The organism is Helicobacter kayseriensis, assembly GCF_021300655.1.
In the GTDB taxonomy this organism is placed as follows: Bacteria; Campylobacterota; Campylobacteria; order Campylobacterales; family Helicobacteraceae; genus Helicobacter_G; species Helicobacter_G kayseriensis.
This window is the reverse complement of sequence record NZ_JAJTNB010000004.1, coordinates 1-21,052: the sequence shown is the minus strand read 5'-3', so window position 1 is coordinate 21,052 and position 21,052 is coordinate 1. Positions and strand designations below refer to the sequence as shown.

The window sequence follows — 21,052 nt, the reverse complement described above, 5'->3', positions numbered from 1 at the left end:
AAATCAAACAAGCTCAATAAGTGCCATCATAGAAGCATCTCCTCTTCTGATGCGTGTTCTATGAATCTTTGTATATCCTCCATTACGCTCTTTATAGCGAGGAGCAATTTCTGTAATTAATTTCTTTGTAGCAACTTTATCTTGCAAATAAGCAAAAACTGCACGATGAGCATTAAAGTCCCCACTTCGCGCAATTGTGATAAGCTTCTCAATATAAGATTGCAATTCTTTTGCTTTAAATACACCAGTCTCAATCTTCTCATGAGTAATCAAAGCGATTGAAAGATTTTTTAACAATGCTTTTCTGTGAGAAGAAGTGCGACCAAGTTTTCTATATCCATGCTTATGTCTCATCTTTTTTCTCCTTACTTTTTATTAATCTTTTTTTCAAATAGTGCAATTAGGTTTTCAGAAAGTTTTGTCCCTACCGGATATCCCAACTCTTCCATCTTTTCAGTAATCTCATCATAAGATTTCTTTCCAAGATTTTTGATATTTTTAAGTGCACTTTCTTCCATCATTACAAGCTCTCCAATATAGCGGATTTCTGCTCTATCAAGACAATTAAAGCATCTAGCGCTCAAATTAAGAGAATCAATTCTTATCAACAAGTTTTTAAGTTCTGCGCTATCTTCATTTCCACTCTTGGAAGAGAATGCGGGTGCCTCAAGAGAAAGATCTGCACCAAAAACAGACATTTGTTCATGCATAATCATGATCGCATTTCTAAATGCCTGCATTGGCTCAATTTGACCATTGGTTTCAATATCAAAAATAATCTTTTCAAAGTTTGGGTTATCTTCAACCAAAACACTATCAATATCATAAGTTACACGCTTTACAGGAGTAAAAAATGCATCAAGAGGGATAAAGCCTTCCGGCAAAGTTCCACGAATATCTTCACTTGGCACATATCCGATTCCATTTTGCACCAAAAGAGTCATATTAAGTTCAGCGCCCTCATTGATCGTTGCAATATGCAACTCCGGATTGGTTACCTCTACACCCTCTGATATAAAATGCGAGGCTTGGAGGTTTTTAGGACCCTTAAAACTATAGCTTAGTTTAAGAGGCTCATCACTTTCCTTATTGGCAATCAAGAATTGAATATTTTTCAAATTCACAACAAGCTGGGGCACATCTTCAACAATCCCTCGAATTGAATCAAACTCATGAGCAACACCATCAATCTGAAATCCAATAGGTGCAAATCCCACAGAACTCGACATCAAAAGTCGTCTAATTGGATGCGCAAAAGTAATGGCATATCCAGATTCAAAAGGATATGCAGTGATTTTGATACGATTTTTTCCCACTTCCTCTACAGAGATATCTGTAGGAACATAGGGAGATGTTTTTATAGTCTTCATATTCACCTCCTCACATTACTTTGAATACAACTCAACAATCAAACGCTCTTCAATAGGAATCACAACTTCTTCTCGCACAGGATAACGAGTAAAGATTCCAAATTTTTTATCTTTATCAACATCAATCCAAGGAACAGCTACAACTTGGGATGAAAGTTCGATCGCTCGATTGATTTGAACATTATTTTTACTTTTTTCTCTAATTTCTACTTTTTGCCCTGGTTGAACCATATAAGAAGGAATATTTACTCTTTTTCCATTCACTAAAATATGTCCATGAGAAACAAGCTGGCGAGCAAATCTTCGTGTCGTTGCAAAGCCCATACGATAGACCACGTTATCTAGTCGCTGCTCAATCAGACGAATAAGATTTTCTCCCGTATTGCCATCGATTCGATTTGCTTCTGCAAAGAGACTTCTAAACTGTTTTTCACTTACGCCATACATCATCTTGGCTTTTTGTTTTTCGCGCAATTGCATACCATACTCAGAGATTTTTCCCCTTCTTTGTCCATGCTGTCCTGGACCATATGGTCTTTTGTCCAATGCACTTTTCCCTGCAAGTCTTCTCTCTCCCTTTAGGGCCAAAGACACACCAAATCTTCTTTCAATTTTCTCAACAGGTCCTCTATATCTTGCCATTTATCTGCTCCTTACACTCTTCTTCTTTTTGGCGGTCTGCATCCATTGTGTGGCAATGGCGTAATATCTTTAAACCACAAAACCTTGATGCCCTCAATTGCACCAACACTCTTTACAGCAGTTTCTCTTCCGCTTCCAGGTCCTTGAACCTTAATCCCGACTTCCTTGATTCCGTGTTCTTTCGCCTTTGCCATTGCGCTTTCAACAGCTTGCTGTGCGGCATAAGGTGTAGATTTCTTGGAACCCTTAAATCCTAGTCCTCCAGCAGTCGCCCAGCAAATTACATTTCCCACTTCATCCGTTACAGTAATGTTTGTATTGTTAAAAGTAGCAGAGATATATACAATTCCCCTTGCTATATTTTTTTTAGCAACTTTTTTCTTTGTCATTGTTCTTTTTGCCATACTGCTATCCTTTACTTGCTACCTACAGTTTTTTTCTTACCTTTTCTCGTGCGGGCATTGTTCTTTGTTGTTTGTCCGCGAACAGGCAAGCCTTTTCTATGTCTTAAACCTCTATAATTTCCTAAATCCATCAATGCTTTGATGTCCATAGTCACTTTTTTACGCAAATCACCCTCAACCATGTAGCTTTCTTGAATCTTTTTGGCAATCAAAGAAACTTCATCTTCGCTGAGATCATTAACTCGCTTATCAAAAGAAATATTTACGGAATTCAAAATATCTCTGGAACTCTTAAGCCCAATACCATAAATATATGTTAGAGCATACTCTACTCTTTTCTTTTTTGGCAAATCTACACCAGCAATTCTCGCCATATTTTATCCTTGTCTTTGTTTATGTTTTGGTGTGGAACAAATTACGCGAATCACACCCTTTCGCTTAATAACTTTGCACTTATCGCACATCTTTTTGACCGATGGTCTTACTTTCATTACATCCTCCTTAAAATTTTGTGATGCAAAAAGTGATTTTATAGAGCCTAAAATTTAGACAATATAAACTTTAGATTTTATCGAAAATTTATATAAAAAATTGCATAAAACTTGCTCATTTTGAGGGAATAATATTCCCTTTATTGGCAATCCACCAACTAAGTGCTTTTGCATCTTTCATTTTTTCAATAAAAGAGTGCATAAGAGGGCCCTCTGCAATCTGACTTTCTCTTGTTTGTAAATCAATAACAGTATTGTGAATTGAATAAACCTTTTTAGAATTACCTATTAATTCATGTGCCACAAAAATACGTTCAGGATTTTCTCTTTCTTTGGGGTTTAGGGTAAAAAGAGGCTTTCCAAAGCTATAGTATATAAATCCTTCTTGTGCGACCAAATTAATAATGCTTGGAAGGATATCAATCTGAGAGCCAGCTTCTGCTATCATTTTTGGCTCCAAAGCTTTTGAGTAAAGCAACATGGGGACCTCTCTAGAATCCTGAAATCCAGAAACATGAGAATAATGCGTATGATCTCCAGTTATAATAAACAATGAATCTGGATAAAGCTCTGAAAATTCTTTAATAAAGCGCGTGATATGCTTATCATCCCACCATAAAATACCAAGCTCTTTGGCATCCCAATTCTCTTTTTTAGTTTTTTCCAAAAATTTTTCAAAATTCTCTTTTTTCCCACCAATAGCCTCAATATACTCCCATGGCAAATCGGTTGGACCATGAAAACTTGTCGTTAGAAGCATATTGAACGTAGGTTGCTCTGATCTTGCTGCATTTTGTGCAACAAAGTCAAGCAAAATGTTGTCCCAAATTCCCCATACATTTTTGTATGGCTTCATTGCCTTTTGCTGAATCGCAAAGGCCTCATAACTTGAAAGCCCGTAGGATTCATCAAACCCCTGTGACTTTGAGAATTCCAATAGATTCTGCCAAACCTCAGAGCCGCCATAATAAAACATTGTTTTGTATCCGGCACGCTTGAGGTTGTCTGCAGGTGCAGTCAAGAACGGCTTAAAGCTTGCTGCTCGAAAACTCAAACGAACTCCCGTATAATAAAGTCCCGTAAGCTGAGATTCTATACTCCAAATTGTTCCATGCGCGTTTTCAAAAAAATTTTTGACTAAAAATCCGTGTTTGTTATCAATCAAACTTTTCATTCCAGAAACAAGACCTATATCATCATAATCTGGACTAAACGCATAGGTCCCCAAAGATTCTGCAATAATCCAAAAAATATGTTTAATCTTTGGGGTATCGCTTGGCTTACTTGAAGCTTGCGCCAAAAGCACCCTAAAATCATAAGAACCATCTTTGTCTAAAGAAAAAAACTCTTTTGTAGCCTCTTGTGGAGCTTTGGAGGTAAATGAAGAAAAATTTGCACTTTGCTCTGATTTATATCCACGATAAACCAAATATAAACTTCTAAAAGGAGAGGGTGTCATTTTTCTCAAAAATGCATTGCGGGCTGGCTCCAACTCTTGATCTAAACTTCTATTGTAAAAAGAAATCGAAGAATTCATATAACCCAACATCCAAATTCCATACACAAGGACCAAAACCCCATCATATAAAAGAACTTTTGGCATATTGGGAGCAAAGTTGATTTTCTTTATTATTTTTTTATAAATCCAAATGCACAGCCATAACGCAATAAAAAAAGATAAAAATTTAATACTTAACCAATATTTTCCACTCAAACCGTCTTCAAAAATTGCTTGTTGATCGTCAAAAAATAATCCAAGAATAATGATATTAAAGACATCTTTATAGATAGTATAATAGGTAAAATTAGCAATACTAACAAACAAAAAAAGTCCAAATATTCCGTATGCAAAATAATCAACAAATGACAGGAACACAGACTTTTCATTTTTAAAAGATGTGATACAAATCCCCAAAAAACCCAAAACAAAATATAAAATACCAAATATAGAAATAACACGATTATCGTGCAATGCTCCGCTATAAAACATCTTTAAAATTTGAGGAAATAATGCTTCCCCCTGATAGGCTTCCTCAAAAAGTGCTCCATGATAATAACCAATATAGATAACAAATACTACACGCAAAAAGATGCACAATAAAGTAAGAATTAATACAAAAACTGAGCTTCTTAATAACAGATTAAATAGTTTTTGAGCAAATATCATTACCCTATCTCCACGGCATATTCTAATAAATAAAATGAATTTATTATTTGTATCTAAAAGTAATGCGTCCCTTATCAAGGCTATATGGAGTTAGTTCGATTTTAACTCGATCTCCGAGTAAAATTTTAATATAGTGCATTCTCATTTTTCCTGCAATATGACAAAGCACAATATGTCCATTATCCAACTCTACCCTAAAGGTTGCATTAGGCAAAACCTCTATTACTTTGCCATCGATTTCTATTACATCATCTTTTGCCAATCATTACTCCTTTGATAAAATCTCTGCTTTTCCACCAATAATCGCTACAGTATGCTCGTGATGACTTGTATTCAATCCATCTTCTGAGACAACAGACCAGCCATCCTTAAGCACAACAGGTTTTCCACTTTTTTGACATATCATTGGTTCGATACAAAAAACCATTCCATTTTTAATCTTTTCTCCAGATTTTGCTTTTCCATGTAAAAGATAATTTGGAATTTGAGGCTCTTCGTGGGGTTTTCTACCTATTCCATGCCCACAATAATCCAGCAATGGAACAAAACCATACTCTCCAATAAGGTCTCCCAACAAAAGACTCAATTCTTTAAAATGCATCCCCTCTTGCAAAGAGGAAATGGCTTCTAATAAAACTTGTTCTGATGCAGCAATAAGTTTTTGATCCTCAATAGCAATTTTTCCTATTCCTATTGTGATTGCCGAATCTCCATACCAACCATCTTTTTCTACTCCGACATCAATCCCAACAATATCTCCATCTTGAAGCTTGTATTCTGTAGGAATTCCATGGATAGCAACAGCATTTACAGAGATACAAGCTGAATTTGGAAATCCATACAACCCCTTAAATGCTGGGCGTGCTCCAGAAGAAAGAATATGCTCCTCAATTGTCTGATCAATTTCCAAAAGAGAGACTCCTGCTTTGGCTATCTTTTTTGCCTTTTCAAGAGCCTGAGCGACGATCAAATTTGATGTTCGAAGAAGATCAATCTCATTTGCTTTTTTAATTGTAATTGCCATTAAAGCCCTGTTGCACTTAACATTTGATATTTATTCATATAAATTTGAGCCTCAATTTTGCGCATCGTATCTACAGCAACTTGGACCACAATCAAAACAGCTGTTCCCCCAAAATAAAACGGAACACCCATGCCTTTTAAAATAATCCATGGCACTGTAGAAATAATAGCCAAATACAATGCGCCCCAAAATGTCAAATTACTTGCCACATTATTTAAGAAACTCACCGTCCCCTCCCCAGGCCTAAGTCCAGGAATAAAACCCCCTTGTTTTTTAAGGTTTTCAGCAATATCTTTTGCATTAAAAACAATTGAGGCATAAAAATATGCAAAGAAAATAATCAATACAAACATTAACAGATTATATAGGTACCCACTTGGATTAATCCAGTCTGCAATTTTCAATAAATAGGGATTTTGAGAACTCTGCAATATGGTGGATGGGAATACAATTAGTGCAGAGGCAAAAATAGAAGGGATCACACCACTCAAATTCAATTTAATAGGAATGTAATTCAAAATCTTTTTATGCTGATTTTGCATTACAACCTTTCTTGCATAAGAAACAGGAATTCTGCGTTCTGCTAACTCCATATAAAGAATGACAAATACTGTTGCCAAAATCAAAACTACAATCAACAATAATGTTAAGAGGTGGATCTCTCCAGTATTAACAAGATTGAAAGTTCCTGCAATTGCAGAAGGGATACCTGAAACAATTCCTGCAAAAATAATCAGACTTACACCATTCCCAACCCCTCTTTGTGTAATTTGTTCGCCAATCCAAAGCAATAGCATTGTTCCAGAAAGCATAGAGAAAGTTGAGATCACAACAAAACTCGACATGTCAATCAAAATCGCCCCATTATTCCCCATACTTCTCAATCCAAATGAAACGCTAACTGCCTGAATAATCGTGATTCCAATTGTGACATATTTAATCACTTGCATATATTTTTGTAAGCCATCACGCTCTTTTTTCATCTTGCCCAAAGATGGGAATGTCGCAGCTAGAAGTTCCATCACAATTGAGGCTGTAATATATGGCATCACGCCCAAAGAAATAACACTCAAACGCTCAACAGCACTTCCGCTAAACATATTAAAGAGACCGAGTGCATTATGGGCATTCTGATCAAAAAATCTTTTAATTTCGGCAAGATCAACTCCTGGCACAGGAATATACGCCAAAAGTCGATATAAGAAAAGAAAAAGAAGGGTAATAAGAATCTTGTCAACGATTTTCTTATTCATTATTTTGCCTTAGTTGCCTTTACTCTCTCATCCTTGATTTTTGAAGCAAGAGTATGCGCTTTTGATCCAATTAGCTTAATGCTTGCTACATAAAGAGGAAACCCATAAACTTCTCTTAGACTCTCTAAACTAATCTCAGAAAGATTAAAGATAGATTCGCTTTTGTCTACATTGATCACATAAGGCTTTTGAATCCTTGAATTGAATCCAACTTTTGGCAATCTTCTTTGAAGAGGTTGTTGTCCACCCTCAAACCCTCTTTTTGCCTTATAACCTGTTCTTGCAGTTTGACCTTTTCCACCACGCGTAGAGGTTTTTCCCATTCCACTCCCCTGTCCTCTTCCTACACGCTTAATATCTCTTGTGCTCCCCTGAGCTGGCTTGATTCTCTCTAACATTTTTTGCTCCTTAAGCTTTAATTCTTGCAAGAGCATCGATTGTAGCTCTTACAACATTGTAAGGATTATTTGAGCCCAAAGACTTCGTCAAAATGTCTTTGATTCCAGCAAGTTCGATTACAGGTCTTGCGCTTCCACCTGCAATAACTCCAGTCCCCTCACTTGCAGGTTTAAGTAAGATTTTACTTGCATTATATTTGTGTTCAATATCATGAGCAATTGTTGTGCCCTTAATATTTACCTGAATGATATTTTTAAAAGCATCATCAATAGCCTTCTTAATTGCATCAGGAACCTCTTTGGCTTTTCCCAAGCCAAAGCCTACAAGTCCATTTTTATTCCCTACAACAACAAGGGCATTAAAACGAAAACGACGACCACCTTTGACAACCTTGGTTACACGACCAATATTTACAACAACTTCACTAAATTCTTCTCTATTGATTTCCATACTCATCCTTTTTACAGAGTGATTCCATTTTCACGCAAAGAATCTGCAAAAGCAGCAATAACTCCATGATAGAGATATCCATTGCGATCAAATACAACCTCAGAGATTCCAGCCTTGCTCAAGTTTTCAGCAAAAATCTTGGCAACCTCTTTTGCATTTTCTTTATTGTTGCCTAGACCCAATTTTTTTCCATCAATACTTGCAAGAGTCACACCGTTTTGATCATCAATTGCCTGTGCATACAAATAACGATTTGATCGAAAAACACTAATACGAGGTTTAGATGCAACTCCAAAAATTGAGCCCCTTACTCTTAGTTTTCTCTTTGCTCTTAATTTTTTCTTTTGTTCCAATATTTTATTTGTCATCATCTACACCTTACTTTTTAGCAGTTTTACCAGCTTTTCTGATAATCACTTCATCGCTGTATTTGATTCCCTTGCCTTTATAGGGCTCTGGTGGTCGGAATTCCCGAATCTCTGCAGCAATTTGTCCAATTTGTTGTTTATCACTTCCTTTGATCGTGATCGTATTTTTATCAACACTGATTTCTACACCATCGGGAATCTCATACTTCACAGGATGCGAAAAACCAAGTGCCAACTCAAGAACCTTTCCAGAAACACTTGCCTTATAACCCACGCCATTGATTTCAAGAACTTTTGAAAAACCTTGACTAAGGCCAATGACAATATTATTTGCTAAAGCTCTATATGTTCCCCAATAAGCCCTTGATTGTGCTTCTTGATTAACAGGTTTGAAGCTCAATTCCTCATTTGATTTTTCGATCAAAACACGCCCATATGTTTCCAATTCCTTTGAAATTTTAGAATTTTGAAACACAATTTTGCTTCCTTCAACACTCACGCTGATGCCTGAAGGAATGCTAATTGGTCTTTTTCCAACTCTTGACATTATCACTCCTTACCAAATACTACAAAGTGCTTCGCCACCAACATTGGCCTTATAAGCATCTTCATTTGCAATAACGCCTTTTGAAGTGCTCACTACAATTGTCCCATAACCATTTTTAAATCTTTTTAGTTCATTGCGACTCTTATAAACTCGTCTTCCCGGCTTACTAATACGCTTAACTTCACTAATCACACTATATCCAGCTTCATCATAAGCAAGTTGAACGCTGATGGATTGTTTCCCATCTTTATCATTAACTTTATAATCCTTGATAAAACCCTTTGCTTTAAAAACCTCAAGAATTGAGACAATAATTTTTGCATAATAAAGAGTTGTATACTCAAGTCTCCTCATTGATGCATTTCTAATTCTTGTCAGAGAATCCGCAATAATATCATTCACCATCTCTTATCCTCCTTACCAACTTGCCTTGCGAAGACCGGGAATCAAGCCTTCATTGCCCATTTTTCTTAAACATACACGACACAAACCAAAATCTCTATAAACAGAGTGTGGTCTTCCACATACTTGACATCGTGTATAAGCTCTTGCACTAAACTTCGCTTTTCTGCCTGCTTTAGCAATCATTGATTTCTTTGCCATCTTACTTTCCTTTCGCAAAAGGCATACCAAGAAGTTCTAACAACTTGAATGCTTCCTTGTCACTATTTGTTGAAGTTACAAATGCAATATTCATCCCATGACTTACCATAATGTCATCATATACCACTTCAGGGAACATCAATTGTTCATTCAAACCAAAACTATAATTTCCTCTTCCATCAAAACCGTTTCTTGAAACACCTCTAAAGTCTTTCACTCTTGGTAGAGAAATAACGATTAGCTTTTCTAAAAAGTTATACATCATATTTCCCCTAAGAGTTACTTTGACACCCATAGGCATTCCCTCTCGCATTTTAAATCCAGCAACAGATTTTTTTGCCTTTGTAATCACAGCTTTCTGTCCTGCGATAATTGAGATTGTGTCTGCAATATTTTGCATAATTTTCATATCTTTTGCATATTCGCCTGCACCAACACTAATAACAATTTTTTCTAGTCTAGGCGTTAGCATTGGATTTTTAATCTCCAATTCTTGCATAAGCTTTTGCTTAATTTCATTTTGATATAAATTCTTCAAACCATACATCTTATTGCTCCTCTTTCTTCACATTGGAAATACTCATTGGAGCTTCCTTAGAAACAAAACCACCTTTTGGATTTTCTTCTGTTGGTTTAATTGCCTTCTTAACCATTTTGCATCCCTCAACTACAACTTGAGCTGTTTTGGGATAAACAAAAAGCACTTTTCCGCTTTTTCCCTTATCATCACCGGCGATTACTTTAACAATATCGCCTTTTTTGATTTTAAACTTTACCACTACACTACCTCCGGAGCTAACGATACAATCTTCATAAAATTCGCATATCGCACTTCTCTACTAACTGGGCCAAAAATCCTTGTTCCAACTGGCTCTCTTTTTGCATCTAAGATTACAGCAGCATTATCATCAAAACGCACAAGAGATCCATCTTCTCTTTGGATTTCTTTTTTTGTTCGCACAACAACAGCTTTAACAACTTGCCCCTTTTTAACCTTTCCATTTGGAATGGCTTTTTTAACTGAGGCAACAATTACGTCTCCAACTGTTGCATAACGTCTATGACTTCCACCCAAGACTTTAATGCACATAATTTCTTTTGCACCACTGTTGTCTGCAACATTTAATCGAGTAAAACTTTGAATCATACTACACTCCTACAGAAACAATATTTTGCAAGTTAAAAGTCTTTGTCTTTGAGATTGGTTTGCACTCAATCGCACTAATTACATCGCCCACTTTGACTGCATTGTTTTCATCGTGAATCGTGTATTTTTTAAATCTTTTAACAATCTTTCTATATTTTGGATGGACAACTTTACGCTCAACCAAAATCACAACACTCTTGTCTCCAGCCTTACTTACGACCTTTCCTTGAATGATTCGCTTATGGGGTTGCTTTTTCTCCATCTCTTAATCCTTTTTTGCGCTAATAGCAGTATTGATTCTAGCGATATCTTTGCGAATGCCCCTGATCTCACTAGGATTAGTCAATTGCATTGTTCTGAGTTTGAGTTTGAGCTCAAACAACGCCGATTTCTTTTCCTTAAGAAGCCCTTGAAGCTCTTGAATACTCTTATCTTTCAAATCAATAAATTTCATTTTCACTCTCACTCGTTACAATTTTTGTCTTAAATGGCAATTTGCTTTGAGCCAAAGCCAATGCATCTCTAGCAGTAGCTTCATCAATTCCAATCATTTCATAAATGATTCTTCCTGGCTTAATGTTCATGACCCACTTATCTACTGCACCCTTACCTTTACCCATTCTTGTCTCAAGAGGCTTGGCAGTAAGAGGTTTATCAGGAAACACACGAATCCAAACCTTACCCGCTCTCTTTATGTGTCTAGTCATTGCAATTCTTGCAGCTTCAATCTGACGAGAATCAATTCTCCCATGCTCAAGAGCTTTGATTCCGATATTTCCAAATGCCAAGCTTGCACCTCTAAAAGACTTTCCTCTGTTGCGTCCCTTTTGTTGTTTTCTGTATTTTGTTCGTTTTGGCATCAACATGGTTATTGTCTCCCTTTTCTACTAGTTTTGGGGCGATCTTCTTTGTTTTGCTCTTCTCTTCTTTCTGCTTGGATTCCCTTATGCAAAACTTCTCCTTTGAAAATCCAAACTTTGACACCAATGATTCCATATGTTGTCATTGCCTCTGCAAAACCATAATCAATCTTAGCCCTTAATGTATGAAGAGGAACTCTTCCCTCCATATACCATTCTGTTCGAGCCATCTCTGCTCCTGCAAGTCGTCCAGAAACCTTTACCTTAATCCCCTTGGCTCCAGATTTCATCGCAGATTGCATGACTTTTTTCATTGCTCGACGGAAAGCAACACGGCGCTCAAGTTGTGTTGCAACACTCTCTGCTGCGAGTTGAGCATCAGCTTGAGGTCGCTTTACTTCTTTGATATTAATCGCAACTTCTTTTTGAACAATCTTCTTTAAAGATTCTTTAACCTTTTCAATATCTGCACCCTTTTTCCCAATAATCAAACCAGGTCGTGCAGCAACAACTGTTACTCTAAGCTTTTTCGCAGCTTTCTCAATAATGATTTCACTCACCCCTGCATAATAAAGCTCTTTTTTTAAGAACTTTCTAATTTTGTGATCTTCCAAAATATAGCTAGGAGTTTCTTTTGAGCCTGGAAACCATCTTGAAGTCCAATTTCTATTGATCCCTAATCTCAAACCAATCGGATTTACTTTTTGTCCCATAGTTATTTGCCCTCTCTCTTTGTTTTTTGCTTATTAGAAGCTACAGCCACTTCTACATAGATGTGAGAAGTTGGTTTACGAATGGGTGTTGCACGACCTCTAGCTCTTGGCATAAAGCGTCTCAATACGGGACCAGCATCAACTCGGCAAGATTTCACAACAACAGATTGAGGCTCATATCCTCCATTGGCCACTGCAGAAGCAATAACCTTTGAGATAATCTTTGCTGCCTTATTGGGAGTAAATTCAAGGCTTGCTAGTGCCACTTCAGCATTCATTCCCTGAACTTCTCTGGCCACCAATCTAGCCTTTGTCGGAGAAAGTCTAATATATCTCAATAATGCCTTACTCATTCTCTCTCCTTATTTACCAATTTTCTTTTGGACACTTCCCTTGTGTCCCTTAAAAGTTCGAGTGGGCGCAAATTCACCAAGCTTATATCCCACATGATTTTCTGTCACATACACAGGAACAAACGCACGACCATTATGAACATTAAAAGTCAGCCCAATCATATCAGGCAAAATCATGCTTCTGCGTGACCAAGTTTTAATAGGTTTATTGTCTTTGTTTTCTTTTGCTTTAAGCACCTTCTTAAAAAGGCTTTCATCAACAAAAGGACCCTTTTTTACCGATCTAGCCATGTTCTATCCTTACTTCTTTCTTCTTGAGATAATCAAGCGATCGCTTGCTTTTTTGCGTCTAGTCTTATATCCCTTCGCCGGAGTTCCCCATGGAGACACAGGATGACCACTTGAACCAGTTTTTCCTTCACCTCCACCATGTGGGTGATCAACAGGGTTCATTGCACTACCTCTTGTTTGAGGACGAATTCCTCTGTGGCGATTACGTCCAGCTTTTCCGATTGAGATATTGATAAAGTCTTCGTTTCCAACAACACCAATGCTTGCCATACATTCATCAAGAATATATCTCATTTCTCCGCTTGGCATTCTAAGGGTTGTATACTTTCCTTCACGCCCCATAATCTGAGCACTTGCTCCCGCACTTCTTGCAAGCTGTCCCCCTGCTCCAGGATGCATCTCGATATTATGTACAATCGTTCCGATGGGGATATTTTTAAGCTTCATTGCAAAGCCAACTTTAATATCCAACCCACCTTCAGCAGAAATTACAGTATCTCCGACATTCAATCCGCTTGGTCGGATAATATATCTCTTCTCTCCATCAGGATAAACAATCAAAGCAATTCGACAGTTTCTATATGGATCATATTCGATTGCCGCAACTTTTCCTTCAAGATTGAATTTATTGCGTTTAAAGTCAATGATTCGATAAAGCTTTTTGGCTCCACCTTCTTTATGTCGACTTGTAATGCGTCCATTGTTATTTCTTCCTGCGCTAACGGGAAGCTTAATGAGCAAACTTCTAACGCTTGGTTTTGCTGTAATGTCTTTTGAACTAAGGTTAGACATAAAACGCCTGCTAGGCGTATAGGGTTTATAAGTTTTAATTGCCATTTAGTCCTCCTCTACACTGCCAAAGAATCGATTTTTGCACCTTCGGGCATCTTGACATAAAACTTTTTATAAGATGCTCTCTTGCCTTCTCGACCTCTAAATCTCTTGACTTTTCCATTTTGCTTCAAAGAATTGATCTTCTCAGGAACAAAACCAAAATACTCTCTAAAAACCTGCTTGAGCTGATTTTTGCTAATCTTTGCAGAAGTTTGCACTACAAGCACACCGCTCTCTTGAAGCGAAAGAGACTTTTCTGTATATAAAATTGATTTGATATCTGTTATATCTGCCATCGCCTTATCCTTCTTTCACAATTTCGTCAAAAACTGCTTTTTCAATCACAACAGATCTAAATGCTGCGACAAGATATGCATTGAGCTCATTTGAATCTGCAAGATAACAACTTCTAAGATTTCTATATGCCAAGAATGTTGGCTCATCACTCATTTGAGAAACAAACAAAGTGCTTCTCTCATTTAAGCTTTTAAATGCCTTGAAAGCATCCTTTGTCTTTCCGCTAGCAATTGCTACAGAATCTACAACATAAAGTTTCCCTTCTTCTGCCTTTTGTTTTAGGGCAAACTCAAGAGCTAGTCGCTTCTGTTTTTTATTGACTTTAAGATTGTAGTTTTTGTTATTGCTTGGACCATGAGAAACACCTCCACCCACAAATACAGGAGAAGTAATGCTTCCTGCTCTTGCACGACCTCCGCCTTTTTGAGCCCAAGGCTTTTTTCCTCCTCCACTTACTTGTCCTCTTGTTTTTGCACTGGCGCTATTTGCACGCAATGAAGCAAGATAAGACTTTACATAAAGATAGAGATTGTGCTCATTAATATCCTTATATCTTTCAGGCAATGCGATTTCGCTTGTCTTCTTCATTTGAGAATCTAAAACTAATGCTTTCATCACTAAACCTATCCTATTACTTTGATTTTTCCGTATGCATTGTTAAAACCTGCAACAGAACCCTTAAGAACCAAGATTCCATTTTCACTATCAAAAGAGAGAATCTCATTTCTTACGCTTACTTGCTCATTTCCATAATGCCCTGCCATTTTCTTTCCTGGCTGAACACGTCCTGGCCATTCGCGATTACCAATAGAACCAAGTCTTCTATGGAATCGGCTACCGTGAGCTGCTGGACCACCTTGGAAGTTCCATCTTTTCATAGCACCACTAAACCCACGACCTTTTGTCCTGAACGTGCTTTTGACAATTTTTCCAGCACTTAAAACTTCTGTTTGCAAATCACCTACTTCTTGATTTGCAACTTGGAGTGTCGCAAAACGATTAAACTCTTTGCTCAATCCGTATTTTTTTTGTTGCCCCTCAATAGCTTTATTAATCTCTTTTCCTTGAGCATAGGCAACTAACGCTTTTCCATCTTCGCGCAAGCTGCATACTTTTGCATTCAAAACTTTCAAAAGTGTTACAGCAGTGCTTGAAGATCCAATTGTTCTACTCATACCAATTTTTTGAACGATAAATTCCATCTGACACCCTTAAAACACTTAATTTTTACCCATAGAAATGACTTCTACATCAACCTCTGGAGCCAAGTCCAAACTCATCAAACTATCCACAGTATCAGGTGTTGCAGACATAATGTCTATGATTCTGCTGTGGATTCTGATTTCAAATTGCTCTCTAGAATCTTTGTTGATATGTGGAGATCGAAGAACTGTATATCTTCTTTTCTTTGTTGGCAATGGAATAGGACCTCTGATCTCTGACCCCGTTCTCTTTACAGCCTCAACAATAGATACAACAGATCTATCAAGCACTCTATGATCGTAAGCTTTGAGCTTTAATCTAATTTTTTCCATATATTTTTCCTCACTTAAAGAACTCATCAACACAATGCTGATGTTAATTTTGGAAGCTGTGATTATAAAAAAACACTTCTAAAGTGTCAATATTTCCATTCCTTTTTAAGATAACATTATCAAAATTCATTTCCTTCTTTCTAAGGAAATAAAAACTTTCATCAAAGACTAAGGATCGCTGATGCATTTTTTCTCGCAATTTTGGAATGAAAGGCTTCATTACACCCTTCCTAGAAAAAATCCAATCCACTCACAAAAAACACTTATTTACGGGCCACCCAGAAGCGGAAAAACCTCTCTTGCCCTAGACTATGTCCAAAATTTAGAACTCCCTCAAAAAGCAATCATTTATTTTGATCTCAATGATGCTCGAATACAACACAATATAATCAAACAAGAGCTCCTTAAACTTCATCTTGAACGAAAAATTCAATGCCTAATCATTGATCATTTTCACCCCTCTTTCACTTTTCCCAATATTCCCATTACATTGCTCATATCCCAAGAAAATATCGCTCTCCCCTCTTTTGATTCTCTTTTTTGCCCCTCCCTGAGTTTTTTAGAATATGCTAGTTTTTATCCCAAAAGTAGCTCCACTCAAACACTTCTAAAAAACTTCATCAAAGATGGGAATCTCCCCCAAATTGCGACAACAAGCGAGCATCAAAAACTACAAATCAAGCAAGAGATTCTCAAGCTTGCTCTTCTTGATGATTTTACACTTTTGGAAAAACTCATTCCTTTTCAATCCCAAAAAATAACGATCTTTCAGTTCTATACAATACTCAAAAAAACAAACAAAATCTCCAAAGATAAAGTCTACTTTTTCTTTGAGAATCTCCAAAGAAAAAATATGATTTTTTTTATCCCTCATCTCCATCCCAACAAACCCAAAAAACTTTATTTTTATGATTTTTCAATCCCCAAGTCTCTCTCAATCAATCCCACAATCATCCCCATCCTTGAAAATATGTTCGTACTAGAATTACGCTCAATCACTCAAGAAATCTACTATGATGATTTTGGATGCTTTGTTGTGCCCCAATTTGGAAGATTTTTGTTTGTCCCCTTTGCTCAAAAAGAAAGCATTGAAGATAAACTTTCCAAGCTTTCTCATCAAGGATTAAAAGATCCCATCAAAATCATCACGCTTGATTATTCAGATTCTGGAGAAATACACAAAATTGCTTGGGAGGCATTGAGTTTTATTGAATTTGCACTTGGAGGAATTGAATGATTTGCGGAATCGATGAGGCTGGAAGAGGATGTGTGGGAGGAAGCCTTTTTGTTTGTGGGGTTGCCTATGAAGAAACCTATATTGCCTCTTTATCTCATCTTACTATCAAAGATAGCAAAAAACTCTCAAAGTCCCAAAGAGAGCAAATCGCGCAATTCCTTTTATCATGCGATAAGCTGACCTACCACATTGCCAAAAAAGAAGCCCAAGAAATCGATACAAAAGGCCTAAGTCAATGCCTAAAAGAAGCACTTGAGGAAGTGATGGAATCTGTTTTTCAAACAAGCAAAATCACAAAATTTATCTATGATGGAAATTCCACTTTCAAGGCTCAACCTCCCCTGTTTATACCTTTTGAAACACTTATTAAGGGGGATGCCCTCATCCACCAAATCTCTTCAGCCTCCATCCTTGCCAAACATGCCAAAGACAAAGAATGTGAGGAGATTCACACACTCTATCCTCAATATGGATTCCTAAATCACAGCGGATATTGCACCCAAGAACATAGGAGCAAAATTCAAGAACTTGGCTATACCCCCTTTCATCGCAAGAGCTTCCAAATCAACACTTAGCTTATACATATGCAACTAGCTCAAAAATTAAATATAAAAACGCGATACTCAAAAGCGCCCATTTTGAATGCTTTGCATCTTTTTATCTAGCAACTCTCATTTCTTATTGCAATAAAGCTTCTATTTTGATCTCAACACAATAATAATGGACTCTATCAAAGCACAACATTCTCCATTATCAATAAAACTCAATAATTGCCTCTTTGTAGAAGCAAATGCAGGCTTATCTCCCATCGAATCTATTTCGCAACATCCGGAAGTTATGCAATTCATTGAGGCAGTTCCTGCCGGTTTTCTTGTTATTTACACCTATCACAAAAACAAAAAGATACTAGTTATGCAAAAAAGCTACACCGATCCGACCTTTAAAACGCTCTCAAATGCAATCACTATGATATGGAATGATTGTCAAGATTTTTAGGAGATTTCTCCTCTCCCCCTAAAATCTCCACACTCCTCCAACACTTCCTATAAGCATTGTTTGATTTTTATAGTCTCCTTTAATATCTTTGCTTCCTGAGATATTTTGCTTCACACCCAAACTTAAATTGAGCCCCCAAGAAGAGTTTAGGGCAATCTCTCCTCCCAAAAGAATCTGAGCATAAGTTTTTAGAGATGAATCAAGATTAAGAATTTGTGTGGGAAGATTTGACATAGAAAGCCTTAATTCTTTTTGTGTATCAAGGAGGGTTTGCTCAATACTTGGGATGATATAAAAGAAAGAAGAGTTGGAGAAATATTTTTTAAACTCCACCCCTACACTTGCACCAAGAGAAACATTGATTTGAGAATCAAAGCCTAGTGGAATATCTCCACTCTCTTCATAGCTTGGAGTATAAGCAAAGCTAGCATTTACTCCAAGATAGGGCTTGGCTTCAAAACTTCTAAAGACAATGTTATATCCATAACTCAAATACGCTTGAGTGAAAGAATGGATTGTCTTTGAATCTGTTTTTGATTCTAGGGCTTGTGTTGTTTTTGAAATTGCGTTTGAGGCAAAGAGAGTTCTTAAAGTAAAATCAATTTGATTGGAAGAAAAATCACTCCTTAGATATAGCCCAGTTTCAAATGCATGAGTATTTGCCTCTAAAGCCAAATCTTTGAGATTCAAATAGTTATAAGAAAGATAAGCTCCCAAGACTGTTTGCCCCAAAAGCTTGTCATAGCCCAAATTGAAACCAAAACTTCCTCCCGCTTCACTTCCATTCATGTTTGCTCCACCCAAGAGGTTAAACCAAAGTGAAGAGAGATTGGAAGGATTGGGAATGCTTAATTGAGAATCTTCTTGTGCCATAGATGAAGAGCTAGATAAGATTCCCTTTTCTAAACTTGAAAAACCAGAGCTTGAAGTAGAAGCTTTGAGATCAGCAAAAGAATAGCTTGATAATCTTTGGGCAATAGAAAGCTTGGCTCCTAAATTTTCTTGAATCTCTTGATAAAGAGAATTTGTTTGAGAAGAAGAAAGGGTATTGGATTTTATTTCATCGAGCAAATCAATAGGCACGTTATTAAAAGGCTGAGAGAGAGTATTGACAAAATTGACAGCTAAGAGATCATTGCTAGAGTTTTTAATACTCTCAGCTAGAGCATTATTGAATCCATCTTTAATAAGATCAAGTTTGACATCAATGCTATCAAAGCCTGAGGTGGTGATTTGAGCGTTATTTGAAAGAGTTGTTTTAGAAGATGTAGAAAAAGTTTCTTGCAAGAGAGATTCGTGATTGAAAAAATGATCTTGATAGGATAAAGATTCAGCTGGAATGATAGCTTCTCCAGTATCGGGGTTGATTCCTTGAGAAGTGAGGTAGGTGGAGAGGGCTTGAGTCACTGCCTGATCTTTATTGGAATTATCTTTATAAAACCGATAATAATTCAATGCAAGTTGATTTTTCCCATCATTGACCAGCTTGACAATATTCTCTTTTTTAACATTTTCATTGAGCTTAGGTGTGATATAGATTGCAGAATCTGACTGCTTCACAGAATACGCATATAAATCACTTTTAATCTGAAGAGCCCAACCATAATCTTTATGATCTGGAGCAATATCTACAAAATCTTGAAGCATCAAAGCTAGCATCCCCGTCACATTCTGCGTCCCTTCTAGTCTGATATTTCCATTTGCACTCAAAAGTTTCCAAGGCTTGATCGTTCCACTTTGGGGGATAAAAGTCAAAATCTTTGCATCTTTAAAATACACATCTCCATTGACATGAAAGTTTGGAGTATTCCCCTCTCCCATACCTGCAACACCCACTCCCCCTCCAAGCACGCTCAAATCTCCTTCAAGTGTAAAACTATAATCTCCCTTTTGACTCCCAACGGCAAGAACTCCATCTGTATGCACAAAGGTATGAGCTTGGATTGCTATCTTTGATGCTTTGCCATCAGAAGTATTTATGGCCGAAAATTGAGCTGGTGCATTTTCTGTATTTTTCCCTCCACTCATAAAAGAGAAAAGATCCTTATGAGCATATTTTCCACTACCGATGTGGAGCTCTTTGGCAATGATTGTTATATCACTTCCCCCTTCTCCAAAAGCAGGGGATTTCTTTGTTCCAGGACTTCCTTCAATAATTTGTGCATTTGGATCTATGGATTCTAAAACAATTTTTGAGGTGGGAGCATCGATGGAAATATGTCGTGGGGTTTTCCAAGAATCGCTACTTCCACTCATGCTCACTCCATCAAGTCCTTGATACCAATGATAACCCTTATTGGAATCAATATGTGTTCTAAACACAATCGTAGAATTTGGAGAGATTGGTGTTTTTCCTAGAGTATTTGCCTCACTCACGCTAAAAGTTAAACTTGTAGCATCAAACTTTGCATAATTATTTCCTGAGTTTGTGAAACTTGGCATACCACTTGGTTCTCCATTGGGCCGAGCCTCAAAAACAATTGCATCTTGAGGAATTTCTACTTGATCTAGAGCTGAAATCTGAGCATTCAAAAGAATTTGGGAAAGGGCTAAAGCTAGAAGTGTTTTGCCTCTAAGGGTCTTGTAAGGGGGGGGGGTAAACAATTCATGTTTTCTCCTTGTGTTTTTAAATATAAGGTTAAATTAAATCAAAACATCACAGAATTTGTCAAGCCAAAACACAATAGCCACCCCCTTGCCCCCACATTGAGCCCAACCTCGCACCAATTTATCTCAACCCACGGCAATATCTCAGGAATACAAACTCAACTCTTGACAAAAGCAAATCTCAATCAAACTCAATATAAACAACCCAAATTTTTCTCCATAAATTACAATAAGCATAAAAATTTTAGATCAAATAGACTCCTGCTCTTCACGCAGGATTCTTTAATCAGATGCTTGAAATAATCAAGCAAAAGAATAAGACAAATAAGGTTACTTAAATGAGAATAATAATAAAACTATTTGGAATCTTTGTTTTAGCGGTTGGGATGTTGTGGTTGTGGAATGATGGATTTTTTGTGCGTTTAATGCCAAGCTATATCAAAAAAGAAAAGCTTAGTGAAAAA

At 37.0% G+C, this 21,052-nt stretch carries 34 protein-coding genes; 3 read left to right on the top strand and 31 right to left on the bottom strand.

What is annotated here, in order from left to right:
* Positions 1 to 3 precede the first annotated feature (3 nt).
* The 30 genes from rplQ to rpsJ all read right to left on the bottom strand — a co-directional run bounded on the left by rplQ (position 4) and on the right by rpsJ (position 15,748).
* Positions 4 to 354, bottom strand: a complete 351-nt coding sequence (gene rplQ / locus LW137_RS04415) for a 50S ribosomal protein L17 (protein ID WP_233033581.1) — start codon at positions 352 to 354, stop codon at positions 4 to 6.
* 11 nt (positions 355 to 365) lie between these two features.
* The gene (locus LW137_RS04410) at positions 366 to 1,370 is read right to left on the bottom strand and encodes a DNA-directed RNA polymerase subunit alpha (RefSeq protein WP_233033579.1); all 1,005 of its coding nucleotides are present in this window, start codon (positions 1,368 to 1,370) and stop codon (positions 366 to 368) included.
* A 15-nt stretch (positions 1,371 to 1,385) separates the two neighbouring features.
* A complete protein-coding gene (gene rpsD / locus LW137_RS04405) occupies positions 1,386 to 2,012 on the bottom strand; it encodes a 30S ribosomal protein S4 (protein WP_233033577.1) in 627 nt (208 codons plus the stop codon).
* An 11-nt stretch (positions 2,013 to 2,023) separates the two neighbouring features.
* Positions 2,024 to 2,416 carry a 30S ribosomal protein S11 gene (rpsK, locus tag LW137_RS04400; RefSeq protein WP_233033575.1) on the bottom strand — a complete coding sequence of 131 codons (393 nt, stop codon included), beginning with the start codon at positions 2,414 to 2,416 and terminating at the stop codon, positions 2,024 to 2,026.
* Between the two features lie 11 nt (positions 2,417 to 2,427).
* Complete coding sequence (gene rpsM, locus LW137_RS04395; protein ID WP_027326679.1) at positions 2,428 to 2,790, bottom strand: 30S ribosomal protein S13; 363 nt, start codon at positions 2,788 to 2,790, stop codon at positions 2,428 to 2,430.
* Positions 2,791 to 2,793: 3 nt separating this feature from the next.
* Positions 2,794 to 2,907 (bottom strand): 50S ribosomal protein L36, encoded by a 114-nt coding sequence (gene rpmJ, locus LW137_RS04390; RefSeq protein WP_066340782.1) that lies wholly within the window; start codon positions 2,905 to 2,907, stop codon positions 2,794 to 2,796.
* Between the two features lie 115 nt (positions 2,908 to 3,022).
* Positions 3,023 to 4,993, bottom strand: a complete 1,971-nt coding sequence (locus LW137_RS04385) for an LTA synthase family protein (protein WP_233033564.1) — start codon at positions 4,991 to 4,993, stop codon at positions 3,023 to 3,025.
* Positions 4,994 to 5,117: 124 nt separating this feature from the next.
* Positions 5,118 to 5,336: a translation initiation factor IF-1 gene (infA, locus tag LW137_RS04380; RefSeq protein ID WP_066340781.1), complete on the bottom strand. Its 219-nt coding sequence runs from the start codon at positions 5,334 to 5,336 to the stop codon at positions 5,118 to 5,120.
* Positions 5,337 to 5,339: 3 nt separating this feature from the next.
* A complete protein-coding gene (map, locus tag LW137_RS04375) occupies positions 5,340 to 6,098 on the bottom strand; it encodes a type I methionyl aminopeptidase (RefSeq protein ID WP_233033556.1) in 759 nt (252 codons plus the stop codon).
* Positions 6,098 to 7,351 carry a preprotein translocase subunit SecY gene (gene secY, locus LW137_RS04370; protein ID WP_233033554.1) on the bottom strand — a complete coding sequence of 418 codons (1,254 nt, stop codon included), beginning with the start codon at positions 7,349 to 7,351 and terminating at the stop codon, positions 6,098 to 6,100. The genes map and secY overlap by 1 nt, the downstream gene beginning before the upstream one ends.
* Positions 7,351 to 7,749 carry a 50S ribosomal protein L15 gene (rplO, locus tag LW137_RS04365; protein ID WP_233033552.1) on the bottom strand — a complete coding sequence of 133 codons (399 nt, stop codon included), beginning with the start codon at positions 7,747 to 7,749 and terminating at the stop codon, positions 7,351 to 7,353. The genes secY and rplO overlap by 1 nt, the downstream gene beginning before the upstream one ends.
* 10 nt (positions 7,750 to 7,759) lie before the next feature.
* The gene (gene rpsE, locus LW137_RS04360) at positions 7,760 to 8,200 is read right to left on the bottom strand and encodes a 30S ribosomal protein S5 (protein WP_233033550.1); all 441 of its coding nucleotides are present in this window, start codon (positions 8,198 to 8,200) and stop codon (positions 7,760 to 7,762) included.
* A gap of 11 nt (positions 8,201 to 8,211) precedes the next feature.
* Positions 8,212 to 8,568 (bottom strand): 50S ribosomal protein L18, encoded by a 357-nt coding sequence (gene rplR / locus LW137_RS04355; RefSeq protein WP_233033548.1) that lies wholly within the window; start codon positions 8,566 to 8,568, stop codon positions 8,212 to 8,214.
* Between the two features lie 10 nt (positions 8,569 to 8,578).
* Positions 8,579 to 9,115, bottom strand: a complete 537-nt coding sequence (rplF, locus tag LW137_RS04350; RefSeq protein ID WP_233033546.1) for a 50S ribosomal protein L6 — start codon at positions 9,113 to 9,115, stop codon at positions 8,579 to 8,581.
* A 9-nt stretch (positions 9,116 to 9,124) separates the two neighbouring features.
* On the bottom strand, positions 9,125 to 9,520 hold the full coding sequence (gene rpsH, locus LW137_RS04345) for a 30S ribosomal protein S8 (protein ID WP_233033544.1): 396 nt from the start codon (positions 9,518 to 9,520) through the stop codon (positions 9,125 to 9,127).
* A gap of 12 nt (positions 9,521 to 9,532) precedes the next feature.
* A complete protein-coding gene (locus LW137_RS04340; protein WP_066340761.1) occupies positions 9,533 to 9,718 on the bottom strand; it encodes a type Z 30S ribosomal protein S14 in 186 nt (61 codons plus the stop codon).
* 1 nt (position 9,719) lies between these two features.
* Complete coding sequence (gene rplE / locus LW137_RS04335; protein WP_233033542.1) at positions 9,720 to 10,265, bottom strand: 50S ribosomal protein L5; 546 nt, start codon at positions 10,263 to 10,265, stop codon at positions 9,720 to 9,722.
* A gap of 1 nt (position 10,266) precedes the next feature.
* A complete protein-coding gene (gene rplX, locus LW137_RS04330) occupies positions 10,267 to 10,497 on the bottom strand; it encodes a 50S ribosomal protein L24 (RefSeq protein ID WP_233033540.1) in 231 nt (76 codons plus the stop codon).
* A complete protein-coding gene (gene rplN, locus LW137_RS04325; protein ID WP_027326665.1) occupies positions 10,497 to 10,865 on the bottom strand; it encodes a 50S ribosomal protein L14 in 369 nt (122 codons plus the stop codon). The genes rplX and rplN overlap by 1 nt, the downstream gene beginning before the upstream one ends.
* 1 nt (position 10,866) lies before the next feature.
* Positions 10,867 to 11,127, bottom strand: coding sequence for a 30S ribosomal protein S17 (gene rpsQ, locus LW137_RS04320; RefSeq protein WP_233033538.1), 261 nt, complete (start codon positions 11,125 to 11,127; stop codon positions 10,867 to 10,869).
* 3 nt (positions 11,128 to 11,130) lie between these two features.
* Entirely contained in the window at positions 11,131 to 11,319 is a 189-nt protein-coding gene (gene rpmC / locus LW137_RS04315; protein ID WP_233033536.1) for a 50S ribosomal protein L29, read from the bottom strand.
* Positions 11,306 to 11,731 carry a 50S ribosomal protein L16 gene (rplP, locus tag LW137_RS04310; protein WP_115569872.1) on the bottom strand — a complete coding sequence of 142 codons (426 nt, stop codon included), beginning with the start codon at positions 11,729 to 11,731 and terminating at the stop codon, positions 11,306 to 11,308. The genes rpmC and rplP overlap by 14 nt, the downstream gene beginning before the upstream one ends.
* A 2-nt stretch (positions 11,732 to 11,733) precedes the next feature.
* Positions 11,734 to 12,438 (bottom strand): 30S ribosomal protein S3, encoded by a 705-nt coding sequence (rpsC, locus tag LW137_RS04305; protein WP_233033534.1) that lies wholly within the window; start codon positions 12,436 to 12,438, stop codon positions 11,734 to 11,736.
* 2 nt (positions 12,439 to 12,440) lie between these two features.
* Complete coding sequence (gene rplV / locus LW137_RS04300) at positions 12,441 to 12,791, bottom strand: 50S ribosomal protein L22 (protein WP_233033532.1); 351 nt, start codon at positions 12,789 to 12,791, stop codon at positions 12,441 to 12,443.
* A gap of 9 nt (positions 12,792 to 12,800) precedes the next feature.
* Positions 12,801 to 13,082 (bottom strand): 30S ribosomal protein S19, encoded by a 282-nt coding sequence (gene rpsS, locus LW137_RS04295; protein ID WP_233033530.1) that lies wholly within the window; start codon positions 13,080 to 13,082, stop codon positions 12,801 to 12,803.
* A 9-nt stretch (positions 13,083 to 13,091) separates the two neighbouring features.
* Complete coding sequence (rplB, locus tag LW137_RS04290) at positions 13,092 to 13,919, bottom strand: 50S ribosomal protein L2 (RefSeq protein WP_233033527.1); 828 nt, start codon at positions 13,917 to 13,919, stop codon at positions 13,092 to 13,094.
* A gap of 11 nt (positions 13,920 to 13,930) precedes the next feature.
* Positions 13,931 to 14,212 (bottom strand): 50S ribosomal protein L23, encoded by a 282-nt coding sequence (locus LW137_RS04285; protein ID WP_233033525.1) that lies wholly within the window; start codon positions 14,210 to 14,212, stop codon positions 13,931 to 13,933.
* Positions 14,213 to 14,216: 4 nt separating this feature from the next.
* A complete protein-coding gene (gene rplD, locus LW137_RS04280) occupies positions 14,217 to 14,831 on the bottom strand; it encodes a 50S ribosomal protein L4 (RefSeq protein ID WP_233033523.1) in 615 nt (204 codons plus the stop codon).
* Between the two features lie 5 nt (positions 14,832 to 14,836).
* On the bottom strand, positions 14,837 to 15,415 hold the full coding sequence (gene rplC / locus LW137_RS04275) for a 50S ribosomal protein L3 (protein WP_233033521.1): 579 nt from the start codon (positions 15,413 to 15,415) through the stop codon (positions 14,837 to 14,839).
* An 18-nt stretch (positions 15,416 to 15,433) separates the two neighbouring features.
* Entirely contained in the window at positions 15,434 to 15,748 is a 315-nt protein-coding gene (gene rpsJ, locus LW137_RS04270) for a 30S ribosomal protein S10 (RefSeq protein ID WP_233033518.1), read from the bottom strand.
* A gap of 181 nt (positions 15,749 to 15,929) precedes the next feature.
* On the opposite strand from rpsJ, the gene LW137_RS04265 reads away from it, so the two are divergent.
* From LW137_RS04265 to LW137_RS04255, 3 genes are all read left to right on the top strand, one after another.
* Positions 15,930 to 16,985: an ATP-binding protein gene (locus LW137_RS04265; RefSeq protein ID WP_233033516.1), complete on the top strand. Its 1,056-nt coding sequence runs from the start codon at positions 15,930 to 15,932 to the stop codon at positions 16,983 to 16,985.
* Positions 16,982 to 17,560, top strand: coding sequence for a ribonuclease HII (gene rnhB / locus LW137_RS04260; protein WP_233033515.1), 579 nt, complete (start codon positions 16,982 to 16,984; stop codon positions 17,558 to 17,560). The genes LW137_RS04265 and rnhB overlap by 4 nt, the downstream gene beginning before the upstream one ends.
* A 145-nt stretch (positions 17,561 to 17,705) precedes the next feature.
* Entirely contained in the window at positions 17,706 to 17,981 is a 276-nt protein-coding gene (locus LW137_RS04255) for a hypothetical protein (RefSeq protein WP_233033513.1), read from the top strand.
* Between the two features lie 18 nt (positions 17,982 to 17,999).
* Here LW137_RS04255 and LW137_RS04250 read toward each other — a convergent pair whose 3' ends face one another.
* The gene (locus LW137_RS04250) at positions 18,000 to 20,585 is read right to left on the bottom strand and encodes an autotransporter outer membrane beta-barrel domain-containing protein (protein ID WP_233033512.1); all 2,586 of its coding nucleotides are present in this window, start codon (positions 20,583 to 20,585) and stop codon (positions 18,000 to 18,002) included.
* Positions 20,586 to 21,052: the final 467 nt, after the last annotated feature.